Below are 26,015 nucleotides of genomic sequence, written 5' to 3'. Positions count from 1 at the left end.
TAAAATGAGAGGTTTTTTATTATGGAGTTGCATAAATTAAGTATAACTCAAATCAGAGAAAAATTAAAAAATAAAGAAATAGATGCTCCTGCATTAGTCAGCTCTATAATCAGCAGGATAGAGGAAGATGATAAAAGAGATGATAAAATATATGCCTATATTGAAATTTTTAAAGAAGAGGCATTAGAACAAGCAAAAAAAGCTCAGGAAAGAATAGATAAAGGCGAAGATTTACCGCTGCTCGGCGTACCTATGGCAATTAAGGATAATTTATGCTATAAAGATCATTTGATGACTGCTTCTTCAAAAATGCTTGAAGGATATAAAGCTCCCTATACTGCTCCTACAGTTCAGCGGTTAATTGATAATGGTGCTATTATAATAGGCAGAACTAATATGGACGAATTTGCTATGGGAGGCACTACAGAAACATCTAATTACGGTATAACTAGAAATCCTAAAAATAGAAATCATGTTCCCGGAGGTTCTTCAGGCGGTTCTGCTGCTGCTGTTGCCGCTGATTTTGCTTTTGCTGCTTTGGGAAGCGATACAGGAGGTTCAATAAGACAGCCTGCATCTTTCTGCGGTATAGTAGGAGTTAAGCCTACTTATGGAAGAGTACCTAGATTAGGATGCATAGCTATGGCAAGCAGTTTAGACCAAGTAGGACCTTTAACTAAAAATGTTCAAGATGCAGCTTTAATGACTAAAATAATAGCTGGTTTTGATAATAAAGAATCAACTACTTTAAATATACCTGTACCCGATTATAATTCATATTTAGATGGCAATATTAAGGGTATGAAAATAGGGCTTGCTAAAGAATATTATAATACAGATTTAATAGCTTATGATGTAAAAGAAAAAATAATGAATGCTATTGAAAAATTAAAAGAACAAGGTGCTGAAATAGTTGATATAAGTCTTCCTAATGCTAAATACGGCTCAAGGGTTTATACTGCTGTTATGGCGGTTGAAGTAGCATCTAATATGGGCAGATATGACGGAATAAGATACGGATATCACCCTAAAGGAGATTTCAATTTAGATGAATATTATTATACTTCAAGGAGCGTAGGGCTTGCTTTTGAAACTAGGGCTAGAATATTATTCGGTACTTTAATGACAGGCAAAAGATTTTTCTATAGCCATTATCAGCATGCTTTAAAGGTGAGAAAACTTATGCAGATGGACTTTGATAATGCATTCAAAGATGTTGATGTTATTATATCGCCTACTTCTCCTGTAACTGCAGGACTTTTAGGCAGCAGAGATAAAACTGACAGTGCTTTAAGTTTCTTGGCTGACAGCTATGCTTCAAATATTAATTTGGTTGGGCTTCCTGCTATGAGTGTTCCTTGCGGTTATGATAAAAATAATATGCCTATAGGAATACAATTCATTGCTAAACAGTTCAATGAAACTGATATGTTTAGAATGGCTTATGCTCATGAAATTTCAAATAATTAATTTTATTTTTAATATTTTAAGAGGGATTTTATTCCCTCTTTTTTTTATAATAAAACTTAAATAAAAAGTTTATAAAAATAATTTTTTAATATATAATTACTATATACTATTTAAATTATTTTAAGGAGATTAATTTTTATGTCGGAAACTAAAAGAATTGCAATAATGGGTGCTATGGATTCTGAAATTACAAATTTTAAAGGTATGATTCAAAATATAGAAGAGATAGAAATAGCTGATATAACTTATTATAAAGGCACATTATGCAATAAAGATATAGTATTATTCAAATCTGGTATAGGAAAAGTTAATGCGGCAATTGCAGCTGCTATAGCTATAGAAAGATTTAATGTAGAAAAGATAATATTTACAGGAGTTGCAGGTTCTCTAAATCCTAATTATGATATATCCGATATTGTCATTTCAAAAGATTTAATAGAGCATGATTTTGATACAAGTGCTTTGGACGGAGATGAACTTACTGTATTGGTTAAGGGCTATGATAAAAACTATTATCCTGCTGATAATTATTTGATAGAATTGGCGAAAGAATCTGCCGAGAAAGTTATAACAGAAAATAAAGTATATATTGATACCATAGCTACAGGAGATCAGTTTATAGGGGATAATAATAAAGTTAAGCAGATACATAATAAATTTAAAGCAGGTGCTATAGAAATGGAGGGGGCTGCTGTAGCTCATACTGCTTTGATGTATAAAGTGCCTTTCGTAGTAATACGCTCATTATCTGATAAAGCTGACAGTGATGCTGTGATTGATTTTCCTAAATTTGTTGTGAAGTCTGCACAGAATTCTATGAAAATAGTAGTGGAAATGCTTGAAAATATGAAATAAAAATTTTAAATGATAAATAAAATTTTATAATAATACATTACTAATGAATTAAGTGTAATATATATTCTAATAAAAAAATAATAATATTTACAATTAATTTACTATTGAAAATTTTTACATTTATAATATAATCTTTAATATTAATTAACATAATATTGGAGAATGCATGCCTGATAAAAGAACGATATTAAGCGGAAACGGCGTTGGAGATGATGTAGCTATAGGAAGCTCTTTTTTTTATGCTCACTCGCTAGATACTCCAATATACAAAATAGAAGAAGATGATATAGAAGAAGAATATAAAAGATTTGATGAAGCTGTAAATAAATCTATAGAAGAAATAAAATTACTTCAAATGAATGCAGATAATAATATAAAAAATATTTTATCTATACATATATTAATGCTTCAGGATAAAGTGATAGAAAAACAAGTAAAAGAAGAAGTAAAAAATAAATTATTCAATATAGAACATATATATGACACTATAATTTCAGAGTATCTTGAAAAATTATCATCTATAAATAATAAAATGCTTTCTGAAAGAAGCAGCGATATTATCGATATAAAAACTAGGCTTATAAGAAATTTAATACAGCCTAATTCAGCAGATTATTCTCAAGTACCAAAGAATAGTATAGTAATAGCAAAAACATTAACTCCAAGCGATGTTTTAAAATTTAATAATATAGGAGCTGAAGGTTTTATAGTAGAAAGCGGCGGATATACTTCTCATACAGCAATACTAGCTAAATCATTTGGAATTGCAATAATATTCAATATAACAGATATATCAAGCAAAATAAAAAACGGAAAAAAAATAATAATAGACTGCAAAAGCAATATAGTGATAATGAATCCAAGCAAAAAAGATATTAATAATTACACTATGCTTTCAGATAAAATAAAAAAATTTAAAGAAAAATCTATACTGGATGCAAAAGAAAAAGCTGTAACAAAAGATAATATTGAAATTAAAATAAATGCTAATATAGATATACCAGAAGAAACCGAAAGTTTATTAAAATACGGCATAGATTCAATAGGCTTGTACAGAACAGAATTTTTATATATGTTCTCAGATGAAGAAATAATTACCGAGCTTCCTACAGAAGAAGCTCAATTTGAAGTATATAAATATATAGCTTCTAAAATAAAAGGAAAAGTAATAATAAGAACTTTGGATATAGGAGGAGATAAAATATCGCCTGCTTTAGGATTAGATTTTAAAGAGGATAATCCGTTTTTGGGCTGGCGTGCTATAAGATTTTGCTTACAAAATAAAAAATTATTCAAAGATCAAATCAAAGCATTGCTTAGAGCTTCGCATTACGGCAATATAGAAATAATGATTCCTATGATAAGCACTTTGGAAGAGATTGAAGATACTAAGAAGTTTATAGAAGATGTTAAAGAGGAATTAAAAAAAGAAAATCAGAATTTTAATGAAAATATAAAAATAGGCGTTTTAATAGAAACTCCTTCGGCTGCAGAAATAATAGATTTGATAGTAAAAGAGGCAGATTTTTTATCTATAGGCTCTAATGATTTAGTTCAGTATATGATGGCATGCGACAGAACAAATGAAAAATTAACATATTTATATAATCCTATAGATATATCAGTTTTAAGAACATTAAAAAAAATAATAAATACAGCTAATGAAAATAATAAGCCTATAGCATTATGCGGAGAAATGGCAGGAGTTCCTGAATATACTCCTGTTTTATTGGGGCTTGGAGTAAGAGAATTTTCTATGCCAATAAAATCTATTTCGGCAGTAAAAAATATTATTAGAAATGTCAGTATAGAAGAATGCAGAAATTTAGTAAATGAAATGCTTGAGAAATGCAGTAATAGTTTTTCTAAATCTTCTTTATATAATTTTAGAAAAAAATTTAACATATAAAAGGTAAAACAATATGAATAAAAAATTATTAGGTATAATAATATTAATATGTATTATGATATTTAATTCTTGCAAAGCAGTAAATTCAATAAATGATTATAAAAAATTAAAAAGCATACAAAAAACTGAAGATTACGGACCTTTGGGAAATTTTTTAAAAACTTTGCCGAAAACGGAAGAAGAAGATTCACAATCTCCCTACAATGAATTAAGAACTTTTATTACAGGAAGAAATCAAATACTTTCATCAAACTATAAAGAAGGATTTGAAACTTTAGCAAGATTCTTATTCACATACCCTTCAAGCTATTATGAAAGCGAGGCTTCATATTTATTTGGACAGGCATTAATATATATGGTGGAAAATGAGCCTTTATATATAGAAGAATTTTATACTAGATTATTATCAGAAGGCATAATTGAAGGCGAAGAAAATAATGATGATGCGGTTATGAATTTAAATGATTCTTTAAAAAAAATATACAGTCAAATGGGTATTACTGTGAAAGACGGAAAATACTCTTTTAATGGCTATACATTCGACAGAATACTTCAAGATGAAGAAAGTGTATTTCCTTTGAAAGATTTTGCATATTATTTCAGCATAAGACATAGATTCAGTGAAATAAAAGATGAAAATGACAAAGCAAAATTCAATACAAATATAACATACTTAAAAAGATTTTCAGACAGATACAGAACAAGCGTACTTCAGGAAAATATATTAAATAATCAGTCATACTTTCCTGATAATCTTCCATTCACTTTAAATGCTAATGAAAATAAAAATTATCAGGATACTATAAAAACAGTACAAAAAAGAATAGAAGATATGATGCCTTTATTTGAAGAAGAATATTATATAATAGGAAATGGTATTATAATAAGAGATAGAATACCTGCTATTAATCAAGGTACTGAAAAAGAACTTCATAAATTATATAATTATGATTTTGTAACCGTATTAAATAAAACAAATGTATATAATTCTAAAGAAAGAGAGAGAGAGGATTGGGCTTTAGTTAAATATGATACATATTACGGACCTATAATAGGCTGGAGCTATTTAAGATATATGACTAATAATATAGAAGGTATGGCAGATATATTTGAAAATTATAAATCGGCTATGAATTCTTATAAAAATTATGATTATCTAAAATCATCAGACTTCTTTTCATATATATTAAATAATAATCAAACAAATTATTTTACAGATAAATCGGTTTATTTCTTATGGAAAGTTAATAATAAAATAGGGGAATTGGTAAGTTCAAAGAGTAATCCTTATTATAAATATGTATTAGATTATCCAAAATACTTTTATTATAATACTAATAATAATGTGCTTCAAAGTTCTACTTTATTATATAATTATTTAGTAAAAATACTTCCGAACAATCCGTATAGATTTGTTATAAGCGGAGACAGCGAAGCGGAATATAGTGTGGATTAAAAAAGTATTATAATCGATTGCTGTTTAGATTTTATTGAAAAATGCAAAAATATTATATTAAAATCTGATTTTTATTTAATTAAATTTAAATAAAATAAAAAAATAAGCATATATTATATTTTATGAAATATAAACATGATCCTCATAAACTTCTTTTGCTTTTGAATAAAATTCAGCAGCCTTTTCATAATTGCCTTCTATAAACTCAATATTTCCCAAATGAAAATAATCGCTTGACTCTGGATTTTCTTTTATCTTATTAGTGTATTTAGCCTTACTCTCTTCCAAATTAGGATAATTATCTTTTAAACTTTTACTTCTAAGATTTTTAAGAGCAAGCACTTCAGGAGTATCGGCAGGATACATAGCTAAAGCCTGCAAATACATATTTTCGGCTTTTTTATAATCTTTGATTTCGTGAAGACAAACACCATAATAATGATAATCATTATGATCAGCCAATTTATTGTCTACTAATATTTTATAAAAATTCATAGCTTCTTTATAAAGCCCATTTCTAAAAAAGTAGTTAGCCATATAAACTAAAGCAACTCTGTCTTTATTATTTATTTTAAGTACATTTTTAGCAGCCTCTAATCCCTTATCCTCTTCTTTAAGAGCAGTACATAAAGATAAAAACTCATAATAAGGATCAAGATTAGATGATGTATATAAAGTTATTCCCTTTCTATAAAGTTCAAAAGCCTCTTCAAGTTTATATTCATTTTTAGCAATAGCCGCCAAAATAAAATATGCTTCGGCTGCCATCCAATACTCTAAGAAAGTACTTAAAAATATTTTAGCATGTTCATAATCACCTTTGTCAAATAAAGAAACAGCAACTTGTAAATATGATTTCATATCATCAGAAGTACTTAATCTCATACTTCTTTTTAAGGCTTCAATAGCCTCTTCATTTACTCCTTTCTTTAATAACTCCTCAGCAAGATTGCTTAATTTCATTGCTTTAGTATTAGTAGACACGTTAATACTCCTTTTTTATTTTAATGAAACTGGTCTAGCATAAACTTCTTTAGAAAAACTGCTTTCTGAATTTCCGCCTTCGCCGCCTATAGCTGTAATAGTGAAATAATAAACTTCATTTTCACTAAGTCCTTCTATTAAATACTCATTCTGCTTTCCTATAATTATAGGGGTATGCTCTGCATCATTATAAACTCCTGATTTAGTACCATAATAAATTTTATAGCCTGATATATTTTCATGAGAACCTTCCCATTTTAATATAATTGAATTAGCATCAGCTGAAACGGCAGTCAAATTAATAGGAACTTGAGGCAGTTTAGCATGATGATAAACTATAGAAACATTATTTAATACAGGCGTAATATTTCTATCAGCATTACTATTTAATACTGCTCTTATTTGAATATATCTTGTACTGCTGCTTGATATTATATTTGTATTATATAATAATTTCTCCCAAGCTATATTATTATCATCCGGAGAAAAATAATAATCTGAAATTCTATAATATAAATCTATATTGCTTCCATTTGTAAAATTACCTGCATAATTAATAGCATCTATAAAAGTATCATTATTTTGAAAATCTATAACTTTGCTTACTATATCGCCATTTGCAGCATATCTGTATAAATTAAAGTTTTGTTTATAGCTAGGCGTAAAATAAAAAGATTCTATTGCTCCGATAAATCCCTGTCCTAAGTACATAGGATCTAATTTTATATTTTCAAATTCTATAATATAAGGAGAACCCATTTTATCGCCTGTACTTGTTAAATATACTACCTGCTCTTCTAAACCGTCTATATATTTTACTAATTTTCCTGTAGAAGCATCAAAACTAACGCTATGATGTCTGCATTCATTTTCTTTCAAATATTCGCCTTCTGATAAAGTAATATTTGTATATATTCCATTATATGAAAATAAATTATTAAACTGCCAAACTAATCTTCCATTAATAATATTAGCTCTTATACCAGAATATTTTGTAACGCCGTTATCATTATATATAGCCATTTTTGACAGAACCTGCGAATTCATTCTTACACTATAGGGATTTAAATAAAATTCTAAAGTGAAGCTTGTCATAGTATTATAAGAGTATTTGGAACCTTCATCTAAATGATGATCTATTTTTACATAGGATTTAATATTGGGAAGAAATATTGCATTGCCCCCATGAACTCCGTCTATACTTTTAACATCAGAACTGTATGTAACTCCATGCATACTAGTAGCACCTAAAACAGATTTCTCTAATAATGAAATTTCTGATAAAGGATCTGTATATGACTGACTATTATTATCTAATGTAAAGCTATTTGTAATATTATTTAATGTACTATAATGAATATTATTCGTATTTGAAAAAACATCATACACAGCAGAACTTAGATTAGCTGTAAAATATAAAATAAACGCTATAAAAAAAACTATATAACGCACATTCAAATCCTAATTTATGTTATATTTCTTTAATAATTATTCGGATAATTTCTAAATTCCATTATTAAAAATATAACAAAAATAATCTTTTTATACTATATATAAATAAAACTTATATAATTCAAATTCGTTATAAATTTATAAAAAATTATGCTATTGAATAAAATAAAAAATTGATTATATTATTAAAAAATATTTTTACAAATATTCTTTTAATAGTATTATATATAATTAATAATTAGGTTATTTTAGGTTATTTATGAATAAATTGATTTTTATAATTTTATTATCATTTTTTTACTCGGCTTATAGTCTTACAGATACAGAAATGAGATTTTTGAAGTCATGCGAGGAAGGCAAATATGAAGCAGTAGTTTCTCTTATAAATAGGAAAGTTAATATTAATGCTGTATCAGAAGACGGAGTTACGGGATTAATGCTTGCCTCTCATCACGGGCATAGTGCTATAGTAAGACTTTTAATTAATTCAAATGCTGATGTTAATATTTCGGATAAGGTAGGATATACAGCATTGATAATGGCATCAACAGGAGGATATGCTGATATTGTAAATATTTTATTAAAGGCAAAAGCAGATGTTAATGCCTCTAATAATTATGGCGAAACTGCTTTGCATGCTGCTTCATACGGATTATATAAGGATATAGTTCAGTCTTTAGTAGATTATAATGCAGATATTAATTCTGTTAATAATGACGGCTATAATGCTTTGTTTATGGTTTTTATGTCTGCTGATAAAAGCGAAAATATGCTTCCTTTAGCTGAAATATTATGCGATAATGGAATTGATATTAACAATAAGGATAAAAATGGAAGAACAGTACTTACTTATGTTAAGGAGCATTATAAAAAACCTGAAACTTTGATTGAATTTCTTTCTAGTTATGGAGCTTATGAGTAATATTTAATAAATATTGTAAAAACATATAATTTTATATATAATTTAATATTGTAATTTATTTTAAGGAAAATTAGATGATAGAAGAATTGATAAATAGAATTCCTAAATTGGAAGGAATAAAAAATAATATAGAAGAAGCTGTAAATGAAACTATAAAATGCTATGAAAGAGGAAATAAAGTTTTAATAGCAGGAAACGGCGGAAGTGCCTGCGACAGCGAGCATATAGCAGGAGAATTATTAAAAAGTTTTTTAAAGAAAAGACCTATTAATGAAAATATTAGAAATGAATTATTGAAGATAGAAGACGGCGAATATATAGCCGATAATTTAGAATCTCCTTTGAGAGCTGTTGCTTTAACTTCGCATTTAGGACTTTCAAGTGCATATCTTAATGATAAAGAACCTTATTTGGTATTTGCCCAGCAATTATTAGGTTTCGGAGATAGGGGAGATATTTTCTTTGCTATAAGTACATCTGGAAATGCAAAAAATATTATTTATGCTGCTAAACTTGCTAAAGCTATGGGTATAAAAATCATATCCTTTACAAATGAGAATGGGGGAAAACTTGCTGAAATATCTGATATTTCAATTAAAGCCCCTGCTAAAGAAACTCATATATCTCAGGAATATCATGAGGCGATATATCATGAAATTTGCATAAGAGTAGAAGAACATTTTTTTAAAGAAAATAGATAATAATAGATTATTTAAAATTAGCAGCATATAAAAACTAGCATCTATTTTTATATTAATTATATAAATTATTAGGTATCTTAAGTCCTAATTTTTCTATCATATTTGTATTAACTACAAAATTATAATTATATGAAGGTTCTAATGGTATGTTTTTTATATCTTTTATATTTTCTAAAACCTCTATTGTCTTTTTAGCAGTAAGCACTCCTATATCATAATAATCAACAGAATATGTAATTGTACCTCCTATTTTTGTCATACCTGCATCAGCACATACAACAGGAATTTTTATGCTTTCTTCTATCATAGCAACATTAGCCATACTGCTTGCTATGATATTATCTGTAGGAGAAAATATAACATCCGCTTTATTTGCAGCACTTAACATCATCTGCTGTATTTCATTTGCATTTGCAATTGTAAGATCAATATATTCTAATCCTAGTAAATCTAGTTTTTCTTTTGCTAATTTTATTTGATATACTGAATTTATTTCGCTTGAGCAGTATAAAAGTCCTATTTTTTTAGCATTAGGCAGAAGTTTAGTTATAAGTTCTATTTGTTTTTCTATTGGAGGAAGATTTATAACGCCTGTTATATTAGCATTCGGTTTATTTAAATTAGTTACCAATTTTGCACCTATAGGGTCGCCTATTCCTGAAGCTATTATTGGTATATTTTTTGTCATGTTTACAGCAGACTGTGCAGGCGGAGTTCCTATTGCTATTATAATATCTTTTTTATCATTAACAAATTTTTGTGCTATTGTATTGCAGTTTGCCTGTTCACCCTGAGCATTTTGATAATCTATATTTATTTTTTTACTGCTGTTTTTATAATATTTATTTAATTCATCTTCTATGCCTTTATATATTAAGTTTAAAGCATCGTGTTCTATAAGCTGACTTACTCCTATTTTTACAATATCATTATTTTCTGCATTAGTTTTTTTATATATATTATTTTTACTAATACTAAATGATGACACTAGTATAAATATTATTATTAATATAAAAATTATAATTTTATTCTTTTTCATACTTAATCCTTTATAATACTTAATTACTTTATATAGTAATAATACTATATAAAGTAATTTTGTCAATACTGTTTATAGTAATTTTTATAATTTTTTCTTGATATATTAAAAAAAATATGTATTATTAAGCTATTATTATTTTAGGTTTTATTTATATGAAAATACTTTTAATAAAACAAACTTCTCTTGGAGATGTTCTTCATATCACTCCGATTATAAGGGCATTAAAAAAGTGGAAGCCTGATTGCATTATAGATATAGTGACAGATAAAAGAGCTTTAGGAATATTAGAGAATAATCCTTATATAAATAAATTGTATGTTTTGGATATATATAGATATGAGAAAGAAATATTTAAATCTTTTTCATCATTTTTTTCTACTATAAAAGAATTTTTTTCTCATATAAAAGAAGTTAGAAAAGAGTATTATGATATAGCTATGGATTTGCAGGGACTTGAGAGAAGCATTATATTTTTGTATTTATGCCGTTCAAAAAAAAAATATGCTAAAGGTAAATGGTTTGGAGTAAAAAGCAATTATTATAAAGATATAAATGCTGTAATAGGATTAATTTCTTTTTTAAAATTTATTGACTGTCCTGATGACGGTACAGATTTGGACTATTTTTTGCCTGAAAATATAGATACGGATTTTGCCGAAAAAATAGAAAGTATAAAATATTCAATAAACAGCAATTTCAATATAAAGAAAGATTATATAGTTTTTTCTCCTTTTTCAAGATGGGATACTAAAGATTTGTCTGTAAATAAGTCAAGGGAAATAATAAAAGAGATTCAAAAATTAAGAGATATACAGATAGTAGTTTCTGCTGTATCAGATTATAATAATGAATGTTTGGAGATAGTTAAAGGTTTTGATAATGCAGTAAATACTTCCGGACTTTTTAATTTGCCTCAATTAGCATATTTAATAAAAAATTCAAAAGGCATTATTACAGTAGATTCATTTCCTATGCATACAGGATGTGCATTCAAAAAGCCTCTTATGGCTATATTCGGTCCTACTAGCGAAATAAGAGTAGGACCTATTGCTGAAAATTCTGAAACTATAAGAGTAGAAAATTTAGAATGTGCAGGATGCTATAAAAGAAAAAATTGCCCTAATAATCATATATGCATAGAAAATATAGATGCTGAAGTTTTGGCAAAAAGATTTATAGAAAAAATAGATAATGCATATAAATGCTGAATAAATAATATTGATATTAAGAATAAAAATTATATAATAATAAATATATAATTGTTTATAAGGAGGTATATCATGCAAATAACTTTTTTAGGTACAGGTACTTCCGACGGCATTCCTATGATAGGATGCAAATGTAAAGTATGCAGAAGTAAGGATAAAAGAGATAAGAGGACGCGTTCTTCTATATTAATAAGAAATAATAATAAAAATTATGTAGTAGATACTTCAGCTGATTTCAGACAGCAGATGCTTAGAGAAAAAGTTGATAGTCTTGAAGCGGTATTTTATACTCATCAGCATGCAGATCATACTTCAGGCATTGTTGATTTGAGATCATTAAATTTTATGCTGCATAAATCAATAGACTGCTACGGAAATAAATACACTATGGATAATTTAAGGGATAAATATGATTACTTTTTTAACCCTGTTCAAGTAGGAGGAGGGCTTCCTCAGGTTGTTTTTTATCATATAGAAAATGAGATGATGTTTGATGATATAAAGGTTACTCCTATTAATGTAGAGCACGGCGTACTTAATATATTAGGATATAGATTCAATAATTTCAGCTATATTACAGATGCAAGCTATATAAGCGATGAAAGTTTAAAACTATTAGAGGGTACTGAAATTTTAGTTTTGAACGGATTAAGATATAGACCTCATCATACGCATTTATGTTTGCAGGAGTCTGTTAATATTGCTGATAAATTGGGAGTGAGAAAAGCTTATTTTACTCATATGACTCATGATGTTTTACATAAGAATTTGGAGCGAGAGCTTCCTGCAAATATGTATCCTGCTTATGACGGACTTAGCATACAAGTTTGATAATTATTATTATATCTATTTGACATTATATTATTTTTTTATATTATATAATTTTAAATATAATTATTTAAGAGAGAACTAAACTATATGAAAAAATTAATAGCATCATTTGTATTACTTTTCAGCATTAATCTATCAGCACAGCATGGCGGAGGAGTTGCTTTATTTGTACCTCTTACAGGAAGTTTTGCATTTTCTGATATGAGGGGATTAGACGGAAGCAAATTGAATACTTTTAAAGGCGGAAGCTCATTTGATTTCGGAGTATTGGTTCAGCCGGGATATTTTTATGATTTCGGGGGATTATTAGGATTTGATGTTTTAGCTGATATAGGATATTACAGAAGCACTTATAAATATGTGAATTCTAAAGAAGGAAAAGTAGTTTCTTATGCATTTGACAGTTTAAATGCAGGTGCTATGTTTAGAGTAACTTTTTTAATTTTAGCATTTGGAATAGGCTCAGGAGTCAAAATACCATTGGCTGCAAATATTAAAGATGATAATAATAATACAAAATTAAATAGCGATGAAATAAAAAAATCATTTTCAAATGCTGTTATACCATATTTGAAATTTACTATAGATTTTAAATATAATCTCAGCAGTTTTTCGGCTATTGCTGCAGGACTATATTTTAATTATGATTTTGCTATGAATTATAAAAATCCTAACTATTCAAGATATGATATACATTCTTTTGATTTTGGAATACAGCTTGGCACTTATTTTGTAGGCACTAGAAATTAAAAAAATAAATTTGATAATATTGAATTGATATACTTTATATATTGAATTGATATACTCTATATAGGAAGATAATATGTTAAAAGAACTTTTACAGCCTGAAATTGAAGACTTGATAGAAGAAAAAGATTGGGAATCATTAAGAGATATACTTTTATTATGGCAGGAAGTAGAAACTGCTAATCTTATAACTTCTTTAAAAAATGATGATAAATATAAAGTTTTCAGCATACTTCCTAGAGATTATTATTTAGATGTTTTTCCAGAACTTGCTCCTATAGACCAAAGAAGAATAATAGGAAATATGGACGAATCTGATATAAAGTATCTTTTAGAAAATATGAATCCTGATGACAGAACATATTTTTTAGGCTCTATACCTTCATCATTATCCGAAAATATATTAAAGCTTCTTGGTGCTGAAGAAAGAGAAATGTCTTCATGGCTTTTAGCTTATCCAGAAGAGAGTATAGGGCGTTTAATGACTCCTCAGTACATAAGTTTAAAGCCTGATTGGACTGTAAGGGAATCTTTTGAATATGTAAGAAGAAATATAGAAGAGTCAGAAACATACACTACATTATATGTTATAGATTCAAAAAGAACTTTGATAGGTTCTATTGCATTGAGAAAATTATTTTTTACGGATAAAAATACATTGATATCTGAAATTACTAATAATTGTCCTTATATATCTGTTTATGAAAATCAGGAAAATGCTATTAATATAATAAAAAAATATAATCTTCATTCGCTTGCTGTAGTTGATGACAGACATTCTATGATAGGTATTGTTACTGTAGATGATATAATGGATATTGCTGAAGAAGAGTATACAGATGATTTTTATAAAATGGCAGGTATTACTTCAAGCGAGGATCAATTTGATGATAATTTAAAAATTACTCCTATTTTTACTCTTTATAGACAGAGAATATTCTGGCTTTTAATATTGGTTTTTATAAATATATTTTCAGGCGGAGTCATAAGCATATTTCAAAATACTCTTCAGAAACATATAGTACTTGTAGTATTTTTGCCGCTGCTTATAGGGAGCGGGGGCAATGCAGGAAGTCAGTCTGCTACTCTCGTTATAAGATCTCTTGCTATAGGCGATGTTGTATTAAAAGATTGGTTTTATATGCTTTCAAAAGAACTTATAGTTGCTTCTATTTTGGGCTTGAGTATGGCTTTGGGAACTTATATATTAGGTATTATACGGGGCGGATTTGAAATAGCTGCTATTGTATCTGTATCAATGTTTAGTATAGTTTTTATAGGGAGCATTATAGGGCTTTGCCTTCCATTTGTATTAACTAAATTGAATATTGATCCTGCTATAAGCGGAGCTCCTATGCTTACTTCTATATGCGATATAATTGGTACTGCTTTATATTGTTCTATAGCTGCATTAGCATTTACAATACTCAAATAATATTAATTCTAACATTATTTTTATTGTTTTTAATAAAAATATATTTGACTAATTTATGCTTTTATATTAAATTTAAACAAAGACTTAGGATTATCATTTATGAAAGAAATTGAGATTGAATTACACGAGGCGTCAGCTAGCAATAATATATTAGCTGTTGAAGTATTATTAAAAAATAAAAATATAGATGTTGATATAAGCAATATAATAGGATTAACTCCATTAACGCATGCATGCAGAGCAGGGTATAAAGAGATAGTTGAACTTCTTTTAGAAGCAGGTGCAGATCCTAATAAGGCAGATCAGCTGTATATAACTCCGTTAATGAATGCCTGTGCTAATGGACATATAGATATAGTGAATATTTTAATAAAGTATGGTGCTTCTATAAATTTAAGTAACTGTAATAATGAAACTCCTTTGCATTATGCTTGTTCTGAAAATTACTTTGATATAATGAAAATACTTGTAGAAAACGGTGCTGATGTTAATGCCAAAACAGATATTAATATTACTCCTTTAATGTACTGCTGTCAAAAATCTAATTTTGATGCTGTAAAATTTTTAATAGATAATAATGCTAATATTGATGATTCTGACATATATGAAGAAACTGTATTATCTTATGCCATATCAAGCGGAAATATTGATATAGTGGAATATATATTAAATAAAGGAAATATAGAGATTCCTAAATATTCTTTAACAATAGCAGCCATAAGCGGAAATTTATCATTGGTTCATTATATACATTCAAAATTAGGCGTTAATAATCATAATGTTTTTTCAAGTGCTTTTATATCAGCGGCATATAACGGACATTTAGATGTTGTTAGATATTTTTTTGATAATTCCAAGAAAAAAGCACCTAAGGCTTTGGCTGTTGCTGTATCTGCAGGGCATAAACATATAGTTAATTATTTTCTTATGAATAAAGTTCCTTTAAATGGCGTTACCGATAATGGAAAAACTGCTTTAATATCTGCTATAGAAATAGAAAATAAAGAAATAATAGATTTGCTTATAAAGTATGATGTTGATGTTAATAAATCTGATGATGATGATGTAACTCCTCTTATGTATGCATGTTATATAGGTAATATAGAAATAGTAAAAACTTTGCTTGATAATAATGCTGATACCAATGCTTTAGACAGTATAGAAAGAAATGCTATGATTCACGCTGTTATAGCTGGAAATATAGATATTGTTGAGCTTCTTTTAATGAACGGAATGCATCTTAAAAATGATAATGAATCTATTACTCTTTTGATGTGGGCTGTTATATATGATAATTTGAAATCTGTAAAATATTTGATAGAAAAAGGTGCTGATATTTATTATACTGATATTAACGGATGGAATTCATTTATGTTTGCATGTGCAAAAGGATATATTGATATTGTTAGGTATATTTTAGAATTATATCCTGATATTATTAATAATTGCACTAAAGAAGGGGAAACTGCTTTGATGATAGCTTCAGATAATGGAAAATCCGAAATTGTAGAGTATTTGCTGAAAAATAATGCTTCTATAAGAAATAAAAATTCAAACGGACATACTGCTTTGTATATAGCTTCTTCAAACGGATATTTTGAAATATGCGAACTTTTAATAAAATATTATGAGATAGATGAAATAAATAAAAATACATTTTCTAAAGAATATGATATTGCAAAAGAAAAAGGCTACAGCAGAATTGTTAATTTATTTAATAATAAATTAAAGTCATAATAATATTTTGACATTTTTATTTAAATATATATTATCTGCTGCTAATAATTTAATATATTTTTTAGGCTGAACAATATGGCTAATAAGGAAAGATTAGGTACTATAGGTATATTTTTAACTGCATTAATTTGGGGATATAGTTTTGTGGCTGTTAAAGTTGTAGTTAAAGAAATAGAGCCTTTTTATCTTGTAGGATTTAGAAATTTAACAGGCGGTATTTTTATTTCCATTGTTTTTTTTAAAAAAATAAAAAATATTACTAAGAAAGATATAATATTATGCATACCATTAGGTACAGCATTGTTTTTGGGCTTTTTCCTGCAGACTATGAGTTCTAAATTCATTACTGCCTCAAAAGTAGCTTTTTTTACAGGTTCTTATGTTATATTTATACCATTTATTGCTTGGATAGTATATAAAAAAAGACCGAATATTTCTGCATTTATAGCTGCTGTAATTACTATTGCAGGCTTATATTTATTAATTTCATTTGAAGGATTCTACAATATCAATGCGGGAGATTCATTAGCATTATTATGTGCTTTTGTATTTGCTTTGCATATAGTACTTATAGATAAGATTCTTGAATATGTTAATGGCATTATAATGGCAGCTTTACAGCTTATAATAGCAGGCTTAATATCTCTTTCTATAGGCATTATAACTTCAACGCCTTTGAATATTGCTTCTGTATCGAGCGAGGCTTTGTATTCTCTCTTATATTTATCTATAGGAGCTACAGGAATTGCTTATTTGCTTCAAACTGTATCTCAGAAATATGTAAACCCTAATAAAGCCGGAATAATATTAAGTTTGGAGTCTTTTTTAGGAGCATTGGGCGGAGTTATATTTATGAATGATCCTATTACTGTAAATTTTATTTTAGGGGGTATTTGTATGATTTCTGCTATATTTATATGTGAGATTGGAAGCAGCATAAAGTCTGTTTAATAAAATTATTAATATATAATTTTTATTAGTAATAATAATATAAAAATAATACTGCTTTTTAGTATATGTTTGAAAAATTTTGATTTATGTATTATAATATAAAAATAGTAATTTTATTTTTAAAGAGGTTTTTTATTATGACATCATTTATGGATAATTTAAAAGAAAAATCAAAATCTAATCCAAAAACTATAATATTAGCAGAAGGGTATGATGAAAGACATGTTAAAGCTGCTGTTATTCTCAAAAAAGAACAGCTAGTTAAAGGAGTTATATTGGTAGGAGATACTGCTAAAATAGAAGCTTTAGCAAAAGAAAATGCATTAGAATTAGACGGCAGTTTTGCAAAAATATTTGACCCTAATAAGGACGCTAAAACAGAAGGATATATTGAAATGCTTTTTAAGGCAAGAGAGAAAAAAGGTATGACAAAAGATCAGGCTAGAGATTTGATTATTAATAATTCTGTTTATGCGGGTGCTGCTATACTTGCTGCAAATGATGCTGACGGTATGGTTGGAGGAGCTGTTTATGCTACAGGAGAAATGCTTAGAGCTGCTTTATTTTTAATAGGACTTAAGAAAGGAATTAAAACTTTATCATCTACATTTTTCATTGAGAGTCCTGATAAAAGTTTATTTACAAATGGTATAAGCTGTTTTGCTGACAGTGCTGTTATACCTAATCCTACTTCAGAACAGCTTGCTGATATTGCTGAGTCTACTGCTGAATCTTATAAAATTATGACAGGTAATGAGCCTAAAGTTGCATTGCTTTCTTTCTCTACTAAGGGTTCTGCTGAACATGAAAGCGTTGAAAAAGTTAGAGGAGCTAAAAAAATATTAGATTCCCGTAATGTAAGTTTTATTTATGACGGAGAAATGCAGTTTGATACTGCTATAGTAGAAGAAGTTGCTTTAAGAAAAGCACCTGGTTCTCCTATTAAAGGCGATGCAAATGTATTTATATTCCCAGAGCTTAATACAGGAAATATCGGATATAAAATAGCTCAAAGATTAGGAAGATGTACTGCTATAGGTCCTATGCTTCAAGGTATAGCTAAACCTGCTAATGACCTTTCAAGAGGCTGTTCTGATCAAGATATAGCTGATTTAGCAGTTTTAACTTCTTTACAGGTATAATATTATCTACATATAAAAAATAATTAGGGGCTTTCAATTATATATTGTCAGCCTTTAATTATTTTAAAAATTAAATATTCATAAATTATTATAAATCTGAATAAATATATTATAAATGATTAATGCAGTATTACTTTATTTCTTCCTAAATGTTTAGCCTCATACATTGCCGAATCTGCATTTTTTATTGTATCTGATATAGGTTTTTTAGATGTTCCTTTATGCTCTGCTATTCCTATACTTATAGTTACATTTATGATATTAGATTCATAAATAAATCTCTTTTTTTCTACTGTTTTTCTTATTCTTTCAGCTAAAATATAAGCCTGTTCTTTTTTTGTATTAGGACATATTACAATAAACTCTTCTCCGCCGTATCTGATTGCTATATCGCTTTTTCTAAGAGTATTTATATTTTCTGAAGTATTGCTTAATAATTGTCCTATTTCGTGAAGTACAACATTTCCGCAATTATGCCCATATATATCATTTATATCTTTAAAATGATCAAGGTCCATAAATATTATGGATATGCTGTATTTATATCTTTTAGATCTTTCTACTTCTTCTTCTATTATTTTATTGAAGTATCTTACATTAAATAAGCCTGTTAAAGGATCTATAGTTGATTGAGCATGCAAAGTATCAATTTCTTTCATCAATTTTTTTATAACTTTATCTTTTTCAATAGATGATTTTTTTTCTATTTCTGTAATGGCAATATTCATATTATGCATTCTTACTTTTAATATATTTTCATACATATCATATATATTAATTACACCTATTGGATAATCATCATTATTGATTACTGCCAAATAATCAATTTTATTATCTCTCATAATGTAAAAAGTTTCAGTTATATTATCTTCAGGATGTGCTATTATTAATTTTTTATTCATAAAAGAGGATATTGATTTATTAAGTATATTTTTTAAGTCTTTTTTTGCAATATTTTTTAATATACTAACTAGAAGTTCATTACAATTTATAACACCTACTATTTTATTAGAATTATTTATGACAGCTAATATTTTATCTGAAGATTTTGATATAAAAGAATATAATTCTAATAAAGTAGAATCTTTTTTTATAACCCCAATTTTATTTCCCATTATAGATTTTATAATACTTCTATACATTAAAAAATAACTCCTGAATTTAAATATTAACATATATATATTTTTTTTCAATATACTTTTTACAGTATATTAATTCTTCTCTAAAATAATATTTTTTATCTTGATTTTTTTGTTTTATAAAGTATCATATTAAATAATTTTATAATTTTCATAATTTTGAGATGTTAATGAAAAAAATAAATATTTTTATAGTATTAGTTTGTATTTTTTCTAAAATTGTTTTGGCAGATATAAATACTATTTTTAATATGGATATATATGAAAGAAAACTTTCGATTAATGGTAATGAACTTTTTATAGAACAAACTGCATTGGGGGGATTCAATTATATAAAATTTAATTTAGAAACAAGACTATATTATAGATTATATTTTTATAAAAATGCTACAAATTTTTTATTGAAAGATACAAAAGCAGATTTTGGTATAGATAATAATTTTTCGCTTTCTTCTGATATGATTGGGGCATTTATAGATATAAAGCCTTTATCATTTTTCGGAATTAGATTAAGCGGATACGCTGATTTTATGTTTAATGCTATGAATTTTGGTTATGCAGGATTTGATAATAAAGATGCAGGGTATTCTTTTGATGAATTATATAATATGAATAAGGGAAATGCATTCGGATTTATAGTAAATGTTTCTCCTTATTTTATATTTAAATTTAATCATTTTATTTTGATAAATAATCTGAATATGTCTTATGTTGATATTGGAAATAAAAATTATTATTATGATCCTAGAACTTCGATACTGCATAAAAAAAGCGAGTTTGAATTAATTAATGATTTTTTTCTTTTAGGAAAGATTAGTTTATTTTATATAGGCGGATATTACGGACTTACATATTTGATTAATTCAAAACATTTATCGCATAAATTTGGTGCGGCGGCAATGATTAATTTTAATTTTTTAAAGGAAAGATTAATGTTTAATATAGGAGCATCAGCAGGACTTCATATTGGTCTTCCGTATTATAATAATATGACATTCATAGAATTAAAAATGTCATTAGCTTATAAGATACTATAATATTATGAGTTAATAAAGAGTATTTATGTTAAATAGAAAATTACTTCCAGATAAATATTTATCTATAATATATGCGGCATTGCTTATAGCAGGATTAGTTTCTATATATGGTGCACAAACTATACATGAACCTAATACATCATATTTTTATAATCATTTAAAATTATTATTATTTATGCTCTCTTTAACTATAATTATGCTTATAATTCCTGATTTCTTTTCTCTTTTGGATAAAATGGTTCCTATTATTTTGCTCTTTACCTTAATACTTCTTATATGGGTGTATTTTTTTGGCATAACTGTAGCTGGAAGCTATGCTAAAAGATGGCTTCTTCTTCCTTTGGGAATTACTATACAGCCTTCCGAAGTAGCAAAAATAACATGCAGTATATATTTTGCAAGTGTTTTAAGTAAAAAGGGAGAAAAATTAATAGATATAAAAAGAGGTTTGTTTCCTCCATTATTAATTTTAATTTTAGTATCAAGTCTTATATTAATAGAACCTGATTCGGGTACGGCACTTTTATTTTCTATAGTAGGCTTTTCTATATTCTTTTACGGAGGCATACCATTAAGATCAATATTTTTATCAGGTATTTTAATTTTGCTTCTTTTCTTTATTTTTATTTTTAGTACTCCTTATATGAAAAGCAGAATTATGTCATACTTATACCCTGAGAATCAGCCTGAAAAAGAAGTTTATCAAATTAGAAGGGCGAAACTTGCATTTAATTACGGCGGAATTTCAGGAATTCCAGATGAGAATATAAGAGATGTAAGCACGCATCTGCCTGCAGCTTTAACTGATTTTATATATGCATCAGTAGCACAAAGATACGGCTTAATAGGGAATTTGATTATACTGCTTTTATTTTTATCTTTTACTATTAGGGGATTCATAATATCATCGCGTACTAATGATCTGTTTTTAAAGAATCTCTCATTTGCTATTACTATGTTTATTAGCGTACAGGCATATCTAAATATAATGGTAGCTACACTTATGCTTCCTACTACAGGAATGACTCTTCCTATTATAAGTTATGGAAGAAATGCTTTGGTTGTTAATATGATAATGATAGGTATGCTGTTAAAAATAACTCAGAGGAGGGAATAATGAATATAATTTTATGCGGCGGCGGAACTGCAGGGCATATAACTCCTGCTATTTCCATATATGATTATTTAAAAAAACAAGGACATAAACCAAGACTTGTTGTAGCTTTAAAAGATTATCCTCTAATACCTAATAATTATGATTTTAATACTATTAATATTAATTCTCCAGGAAATTTATTAAAAAAGATAATATTTATATTTAAATTCATACCTGCTCTAATGAAATCTAATAGCATAATAAACAGACATAAACCTGATTGTGTAGTGGGAATGGGCGGATTTGTATCATTTCCTATGCTTTATGCTGCTAAATCTAGAAATATACCTATATTCTTATGCGAGCAAAATTCAATACCAGGTAAAGTTAATAAAATATTTTATAAAGATGCCAAAAGAGTATATCTGACTTTTTCAAAGACTTTAGAGTTTATGCCAGACGGAAAAGTTTTTGGAAATCCTGTGAGAAATGACTTTTTTGTAGTTCATAGAGAAAGTGCCAGAACAGTTATGAAATTGAAGGAAGATGATAAACTTTTAGTTGTTATGGGAGGTTCTCAGGGTGCTTTAAAATTAAATGAATTATTTTTTGAATGCATAAAAGATATAAAAACTAAAGTTAATAATCTTCGTATAGTATGGCTTGCAGGTCCTAAATGGGCTAGTGATATAATTGCAAGAGTTAATAATGCTAAATTTGAAAATGTTTTTGTGCATAGCTATTATAAAGATATGGCTAATCTGCTTCATTCTGCTGATTTCGTTATATCAAGAGCAGGAAGCGGTTCTATCAGCGAGATATTAGCTGTGAATGTGCCTTCTTTATTAATTCCTTTTCCTTATGCTGCTGACAATCATCAGTATTTTAATGCTTTGGATTTGCTTGATAAAGATATGGCTTACTTAATAGAAGAATCAGATTTAGATAAAGAAAAATTAGAAAGTATAGTTATAAATAATTTGAATAATGATGACAGATTAAATGCTATGAGAGAAAATATTAAAAATAATCATAGTGTAAGTGCTGTATCTTCAATAGTAGATGATATAATTAGTATTTTGGGAAAGAAATAATTGATAAATTGAGGAAAATATGTTTACAAATAGAAAAGAGAAAATTCATTTTATAGGAATAGGCGGAATTGGAATGAGTGCCATAGCAAGCGTACTTAATGCTATAGGCTTTACTATAACAGGAAGCGATTTATCTAAAACTGCTAAAACAGAATCTTTAGAAGGCTTAGGAATAAAAGTATATTATGGACATAAAGCCCAAAATGTGGAAAATGATGTTGCTGCAGTTGTAACCTCATCGGCTATAAGTCCTACAAATGAAGAGATAATTGAAGCTAGGGCAAAAAAGATAACCGTTATATCAAGAGGCGAAATGCTTGCTGAACTTATGCGTTTAAGATACGGTATAGCAGTATCAGGCTCGCATGGTAAAACTACCACAACATCTTTGATTACTCAGATAATGATGTATGCAGGGCTTAATCCTGTTTGTATTATAGGCGGAAATCATTTTAATTTAAAAAGCAATGCGGCATGCAATGATTTGAGCAGTGAATATATGGTATGCGAGGCAGATGAAAGCGACGGAAGTTTTTTGAGGCTTTCACCTGTAATTAATATAGTTACTAATATTGATAATGATCATTTAGACTATTACGGAAATGTAGAGTCTTTAAGAGTTGCGTTTTTGGAGTTTATTAATAAAGTTCCTTTTTACGGCTGTTCTTTTTTATGTTTTGAAGATAATGTTGTAAAAGATTTATCTAAAAGTGCTAATAAAAAATATTACTCTTACGGATTTAGTAAAGAATATGATTTTTATATTGATAAAGACTCTATTAGAACAGAAGCACCTATAACATACTTTATAGCTTATCATAATAAAGAATGTTTAGGAGAGTTTTCTATTCCTCTTATAGGTATTCATAATGTTTTAAATTCATTGGCTTCTATAGGAGTAGGAATTCATTTGAAAATAGATGTTAATACTATAAAGAAAGGGCTTAAAACTTTTGAAGGTGTAGGAAGAAGATTGAATAAACTTTATGATAAAGAAATAACATTATTTGATGATTATGCCCATCACCCGACAGAGATAAAAGCAACACTTTCATCTGTAAAAAATGCCTATAAAAATAGAAGAATAATAGCGGTGTTTCAGCCCCATAGATACAGCAGAACCGAACTTCTTCTTAATGATTTTGAATATGCTTTTAATGATGCTGATGAAATTATTATAACAGATATTTATGCAGCTGGAGAAGTTCCTATAGCCGGGATAAATGGAGAAATTATATGTAATATAGTTAGAAAACAAAATGATAATGTTAGGTATGTAAAAAATATAGAAGAAGTATTGCCTGTGATTGATAATATAAAAAAAGACGGGGATATAATTTTAACTTTGGGGGCAGGCAGTATAGTAAGGATTAGCAATGATTATGCGAGACAATTACAAAATAGTTGAGACATTTCTTCAAGAAAAAAATATAGAATATTATATAAATCATCTGTTTAGTAAATGCAGCAGATTTAATGTAGGCGGTAATATTGATTTATATATAGTTATAAAAAAAATATCCGATTTTTTGGAGCTTGCTAATTTCCTGCATATTAATACTATAGACTATTTTGTTATAGGTGATACTAGCAAGGTTATAGTTTCTGACAATGGATATAAGGGCATAATAGTATCATTAGAGGGTGAATTTGAAGCTTTTGAGTTTTTAGATGACAGTATTTTAAAATCTAATAGTTCAGCTATTTTAGAAAGACTTTCTCACGAGGCTAGGATTAGAAATTTATCAGGTTTAGAATTTGCGGTTTCAGTGAATACTAGAATAGGGGCTGCTATATATGATAAATTTGAATCTTTCGGAGTATCTTTACTTAACTTTCTTAAATCTGTAACATTATTCAATAAAAAATACTGCAGTGTTATGGAGCTTAGTAAAAATGATTATTTGGCTTTAAGCGATGAAGAGAGAAAATATATTATTATATTATCATCTGTGTTTATATTAGAAAAAGACAGTCCTGAAAGTATTGATAATAGGATAGATTGGTTCAGATATATAAGAGGTTCTGTTGCTCCTCTTGATGCTAGTATAGGACCTGTATTTGAAGATTTTAATGATGTTAAGGCTTATGAAATGGTAGAAAGAGTAGGCGGTATCGATATGAAATTCGGAGCTATGAGATGGCATAAAAGATTTCCTAACTATATTATTAATGAATTTCTATATGATGATACTGATAATAAAAGCAAAGCCGAAGATGTTATTAATTTAATAGAAGATACTAGAAAAAAAATAGAACAGCATTATGATTTTAATCCCAAAATTAATATCACTCTTTTAAGCTGATTATTTCATTACTGATTTTATATATGAAGATGAGAGATTAGTTAAATCTTTATCATCTTTCGCTTTTGTATATAACAAATAATATATATCATTTATTTCCCATAAAATAAACTTTTCATTAAAATCAAATTCATAATAATTAGCATTAATTTTGTATTTATCTTCTATTATAAAATTTTTTTTACTGTTATTTGTATAATTTTTATAAAAGTATAATAAAGCATTACTGTCTTTTGAAGCTCTGTATATATATGAATTATTCATATAATCAAATGAAGATTCTGCAATATTTTTATTAATTATAAAATATCTGCTGTTTTTTGCATGCTTAGGAGGAGCAGCCATTACTTTTAATGGTATAAATGAATTAGGAGAATCTACTTGTATAATATCTTCATAATAAGAATCTTCATAAGAAACTGTATTTTGTGAGTTCTTAAAACAAGAAGCAGAAAATATAATGCTTAAAATAATAAGTATAAAATATTTCATATACAGCCT

General features: G+C 27.4%; 23 protein-coding genes. 18 read left to right on the top strand and 5 right to left on the bottom strand.

The genetic code is table 11. From position 1 onward, the window contains the following. Positions 1-21: 21 nt before the first annotated feature. From gatA to QZ288_RS02235, 4 genes are all read left to right on the top strand, one after another. The gene (gene gatA / locus QZ288_RS02250) at positions 22-1,470 is read left to right on the top strand and encodes an Asp-tRNA(Asn)/Glu-tRNA(Gln) amidotransferase subunit GatA (RefSeq protein WP_295154515.1); all 1,449 of its coding nucleotides are present in this window, start codon (positions 22-24) and stop codon (positions 1,468-1,470) included. A gap of 138 nt (positions 1,471-1,608) precedes the next feature. Next, on the top strand, positions 1,609-2,325 hold the full coding sequence (locus QZ288_RS02245; protein ID WP_295154513.1) for a 5'-methylthioadenosine/adenosylhomocysteine nucleosidase: 717 nt from the start codon (positions 1,609-1,611) through the stop codon (positions 2,323-2,325). Between the two features lie 166 nt (positions 2,326-2,491). Then, positions 2,492-4,234, top strand: coding sequence for a phosphoenolpyruvate--protein phosphotransferase (gene ptsP / locus QZ288_RS02240; RefSeq protein ID WP_295154511.1), 1,743 nt, complete (start codon positions 2,492-2,494; stop codon positions 4,232-4,234). Positions 4,235-4,247: 13 nt separating this feature from the next. Beyond that, positions 4,248-5,690 carry a hypothetical protein gene (locus tag QZ288_RS02235; RefSeq protein ID WP_295154509.1) on the top strand — a complete coding sequence of 481 codons (1,443 nt, stop codon included), beginning with the start codon at positions 4,248-4,250 and terminating at the stop codon, positions 5,688-5,690. 120 nt (positions 5,691-5,810) lie between these two features. On the opposite strand, the gene QZ288_RS02230 is transcribed toward QZ288_RS02235, so the two are convergent. Beyond that, the gene (locus QZ288_RS02230; RefSeq protein WP_295154507.1) at positions 5,811-6,674 is read right to left on the bottom strand and encodes a tetratricopeptide repeat protein; all 864 of its coding nucleotides are present in this window, start codon (positions 6,672-6,674) and stop codon (positions 5,811-5,813) included. 15 nt (positions 6,675-6,689) lie between these two features. Beyond that, on the bottom strand, positions 6,690-8,126 hold the full coding sequence (locus QZ288_RS02225; RefSeq protein WP_295154505.1) for a fibronectin type III domain-containing protein: 1,437 nt from the start codon (positions 8,124-8,126) through the stop codon (positions 6,690-6,692). Positions 8,127-8,385: 259 nt separating this feature from the next. On the opposite strand from QZ288_RS02225, the gene QZ288_RS02220 reads away from it, so the two are divergent. Both QZ288_RS02220 and QZ288_RS02215 read left to right on the top strand, forming a co-directional pair. Beyond that, positions 8,386-9,048, top strand: coding sequence for an ankyrin repeat domain-containing protein (locus QZ288_RS02220; protein ID WP_295154503.1), 663 nt, complete (start codon positions 8,386-8,388; stop codon positions 9,046-9,048). Between the two features lie 74 nt (positions 9,049-9,122). After that, positions 9,123-9,749 carry an SIS domain-containing protein gene (locus QZ288_RS02215; protein ID WP_295154501.1) on the top strand — a complete coding sequence of 209 codons (627 nt, stop codon included), beginning with the start codon at positions 9,123-9,125 and terminating at the stop codon, positions 9,747-9,749. A 52-nt stretch (positions 9,750-9,801) separates the two neighbouring features. Here QZ288_RS02215 and QZ288_RS02210 read toward each other — a convergent pair whose 3' ends face one another. Further along, a complete protein-coding gene (locus QZ288_RS02210; protein ID WP_295154499.1) occupies positions 9,802-10,788 on the bottom strand; it encodes an ABC transporter substrate-binding protein in 987 nt (328 codons plus the stop codon). 155 nt (positions 10,789-10,943) lie between these two features. Between QZ288_RS02210 and QZ288_RS02205 the strand changes: the two genes are divergently transcribed. From QZ288_RS02205 to pta, 7 genes are all read left to right on the top strand, one after another. Then, positions 10,944-11,999 (top strand): glycosyltransferase family 9 protein, encoded by a 1,056-nt coding sequence (locus QZ288_RS02205; RefSeq protein ID WP_295154497.1) that lies wholly within the window; start codon positions 10,944-10,946, stop codon positions 11,997-11,999. 72 nt (positions 12,000-12,071) lie between these two features. After that, a complete protein-coding gene (locus QZ288_RS02200; RefSeq protein WP_295154495.1) occupies positions 12,072-12,830 on the top strand; it encodes an MBL fold metallo-hydrolase in 759 nt (252 codons plus the stop codon). 87 nt (positions 12,831-12,917) lie between these two features. Then, positions 12,918-13,580, top strand: coding sequence for a hypothetical protein (locus QZ288_RS02195; protein ID WP_295154493.1), 663 nt, complete (start codon positions 12,918-12,920; stop codon positions 13,578-13,580). Positions 13,581-13,653: 73 nt separating this feature from the next. After that, positions 13,654-15,012, top strand: coding sequence for a magnesium transporter (gene mgtE / locus QZ288_RS02190; protein WP_295154491.1), 1,359 nt, complete (start codon positions 13,654-13,656; stop codon positions 15,010-15,012). Between the two features lie 99 nt (positions 15,013-15,111). Then, a complete protein-coding gene (locus QZ288_RS02185) occupies positions 15,112-16,749 on the top strand; it encodes an ankyrin repeat domain-containing protein (protein WP_295154489.1) in 1,638 nt (545 codons plus the stop codon). A 75-nt stretch (positions 16,750-16,824) separates the two neighbouring features. After that, positions 16,825-17,700 carry a DMT family transporter gene (locus tag QZ288_RS02180; protein WP_295154488.1) on the top strand — a complete coding sequence of 292 codons (876 nt, stop codon included), beginning with the start codon at positions 16,825-16,827 and terminating at the stop codon, positions 17,698-17,700. Between the two features lie 137 nt (positions 17,701-17,837). Further along, positions 17,838-18,842, top strand: a complete 1,005-nt coding sequence (gene pta, locus QZ288_RS02175; RefSeq protein WP_295154486.1) for a phosphate acetyltransferase — start codon at positions 17,838-17,840, stop codon at positions 18,840-18,842. A 119-nt stretch (positions 18,843-18,961) separates the two neighbouring features. Here pta and QZ288_RS02170 read toward each other — a convergent pair whose 3' ends face one another. Then, positions 18,962-19,984, bottom strand: a complete 1,023-nt coding sequence (locus tag QZ288_RS02170; protein WP_295154484.1) for a diguanylate cyclase — start codon at positions 19,982-19,984, stop codon at positions 18,962-18,964. A gap of 167 nt (positions 19,985-20,151) precedes the next feature. Between QZ288_RS02170 and QZ288_RS02165 the strand changes: the two genes are divergently transcribed. The 5 genes from QZ288_RS02165 to QZ288_RS02145 are packed head-to-tail and all read left to right on the top strand — an operon-like array spanning position 20,152 to position 25,514. Then, positions 20,152-21,018 carry a toxin A gene (locus QZ288_RS02165; RefSeq protein ID WP_295154482.1) on the top strand — a complete coding sequence of 289 codons (867 nt, stop codon included), beginning with the start codon at positions 20,152-20,154 and terminating at the stop codon, positions 21,016-21,018. Between the two features lie 25 nt (positions 21,019-21,043). Next, positions 21,044-22,135 (top strand): FtsW/RodA/SpoVE family cell cycle protein, encoded by a 1,092-nt coding sequence (locus tag QZ288_RS02160; RefSeq protein ID WP_295154480.1) that lies wholly within the window; start codon positions 21,044-21,046, stop codon positions 22,133-22,135. Continuing rightward, complete coding sequence (locus QZ288_RS02155) at positions 22,135-23,208, top strand: UDP-N-acetylglucosamine--N-acetylmuramyl-(pentapeptide) pyrophosphoryl-undecaprenol N-acetylglucosamine transferase (protein WP_295154478.1); 1,074 nt, start codon at positions 22,135-22,137, stop codon at positions 23,206-23,208. Before QZ288_RS02160 ends, QZ288_RS02155 begins: the two co-directional genes overlap by 1 nt. A gap of 19 nt (positions 23,209-23,227) precedes the next feature. Then, a complete protein-coding gene (gene murC, locus QZ288_RS02150) occupies positions 23,228-24,616 on the top strand; it encodes a UDP-N-acetylmuramate--L-alanine ligase (RefSeq protein ID WP_295154476.1) in 1,389 nt (462 codons plus the stop codon). Further along, a complete protein-coding gene (locus tag QZ288_RS02145; protein WP_363322950.1) occupies positions 24,585-25,514 on the top strand; it encodes a UDP-N-acetylmuramate dehydrogenase in 930 nt (309 codons plus the stop codon). The genes murC and QZ288_RS02145 overlap by 32 nt, the downstream gene beginning before the upstream one ends. Here the strand turns inward: QZ288_RS02145 and QZ288_RS02140 are convergent, their stop codons facing one another. Then, positions 25,515-26,006 carry a hypothetical protein gene (locus QZ288_RS02140; RefSeq protein ID WP_295154473.1) on the bottom strand — a complete coding sequence of 164 codons (492 nt, stop codon included), beginning with the start codon at positions 26,004-26,006 and terminating at the stop codon, positions 25,515-25,517. It abuts the gene before it with no gap. Between the last annotated feature and the right edge of the window lie 9 nt (positions 26,007-26,015).

Source organism: uncultured Brachyspira sp., assembly GCF_910578695.1.
GTDB lineage: Bacteria > Spirochaetota > Brachyspiria > Brachyspirales > Brachyspiraceae > Brachyspira.
The sequence above is the reverse complement of the archived record's forward strand: the minus strand, read 5'-3'. Positions and strand labels throughout refer to the sequence as shown.

Bases quoted from the DNA above. Each gene is read 5' to 3' on its own strand.
- QZ288_RS02145 (WP_363322950.1), top strand. From the start codon at position 24,585: ATGATTATGCGAGACAATTACAAAATAGTTGAGACATTTCTTCAAGAA.
- gatA (WP_295154515.1), top strand. From the start codon at position 22: ATGGAGTTGCATAAATTAAGTATAACTCAAATCAGAGAAAAATTAAAA.
- QZ288_RS02200 (WP_295154495.1), top strand. From the start codon at position 12,072: ATGCAAATAACTTTTTTAGGTACAGGTACTTCCGACGGCATTCCTATG.
- QZ288_RS02245 (WP_295154513.1), top strand. From the start codon at position 1,609: ATGTCGGAAACTAAAAGAATTGCAATAATGGGTGCTATGGATTCTGAA.
- QZ288_RS02220 (WP_295154503.1), top strand. From the start codon at position 8,386: ATGAATAAATTGATTTTTATAATTTTATTATCATTTTTTTACTCGGCT.
- QZ288_RS02195 (WP_295154493.1), top strand. From the start codon at position 12,918: ATGAAAAAATTAATAGCATCATTTGTATTACTTTTCAGCATTAATCTA.
- QZ288_RS02215 (WP_295154501.1), top strand. From the start codon at position 9,123: ATGATAGAAGAATTGATAAATAGAATTCCTAAATTGGAAGGAATAAAA.
- QZ288_RS02160 (WP_295154480.1), top strand. From the start codon at position 21,044: ATGTTAAATAGAAAATTACTTCCAGATAAATATTTATCTATAATATAT.
- QZ288_RS02210 (WP_295154499.1), bottom strand. From the start codon at position 10,788: ATGAAAAAGAATAAAATTATAATTTTTATATTAATAATAATATTTATA.
- ptsP (WP_295154511.1), top strand. From the start codon at position 2,492: ATGCCTGATAAAAGAACGATATTAAGCGGAAACGGCGTTGGAGATGAT.
- QZ288_RS02170 (WP_295154484.1), bottom strand. From the start codon at position 19,984: ATGTATAGAAGTATTATAAAATCTATAATGGGAAATAAAATTGGGGTT.
- QZ288_RS02185 (WP_295154489.1), top strand. From the start codon at position 15,112: ATGAAAGAAATTGAGATTGAATTACACGAGGCGTCAGCTAGCAATAAT.
- murC (WP_295154476.1), top strand. From the start codon at position 23,228: ATGTTTACAAATAGAAAAGAGAAAATTCATTTTATAGGAATAGGCGGA.
- QZ288_RS02155 (WP_295154478.1), top strand. From the start codon at position 22,135: ATGAATATAATTTTATGCGGCGGCGGAACTGCAGGGCATATAACTCCT.
- QZ288_RS02165 (WP_295154482.1), top strand. From the start codon at position 20,152: ATGAAAAAAATAAATATTTTTATAGTATTAGTTTGTATTTTTTCTAAA.
- pta (WP_295154486.1), top strand. From the start codon at position 17,838: ATGACATCATTTATGGATAATTTAAAAGAAAAATCAAAATCTAATCCA.
- QZ288_RS02205 (WP_295154497.1), top strand. From the start codon at position 10,944: ATGAAAATACTTTTAATAAAACAAACTTCTCTTGGAGATGTTCTTCAT.
- QZ288_RS02235 (WP_295154509.1), top strand. From the start codon at position 4,248: ATGAATAAAAAATTATTAGGTATAATAATATTAATATGTATTATGATA.
- QZ288_RS02140 (WP_295154473.1), bottom strand. From the start codon at position 26,006: ATGAAATATTTTATACTTATTATTTTAAGCATTATATTTTCTGCTTCT.
- mgtE (WP_295154491.1), top strand. From the start codon at position 13,654: ATGTTAAAAGAACTTTTACAGCCTGAAATTGAAGACTTGATAGAAGAA.
- QZ288_RS02180 (WP_295154488.1), top strand. From the start codon at position 16,825: ATGGCTAATAAGGAAAGATTAGGTACTATAGGTATATTTTTAACTGCA.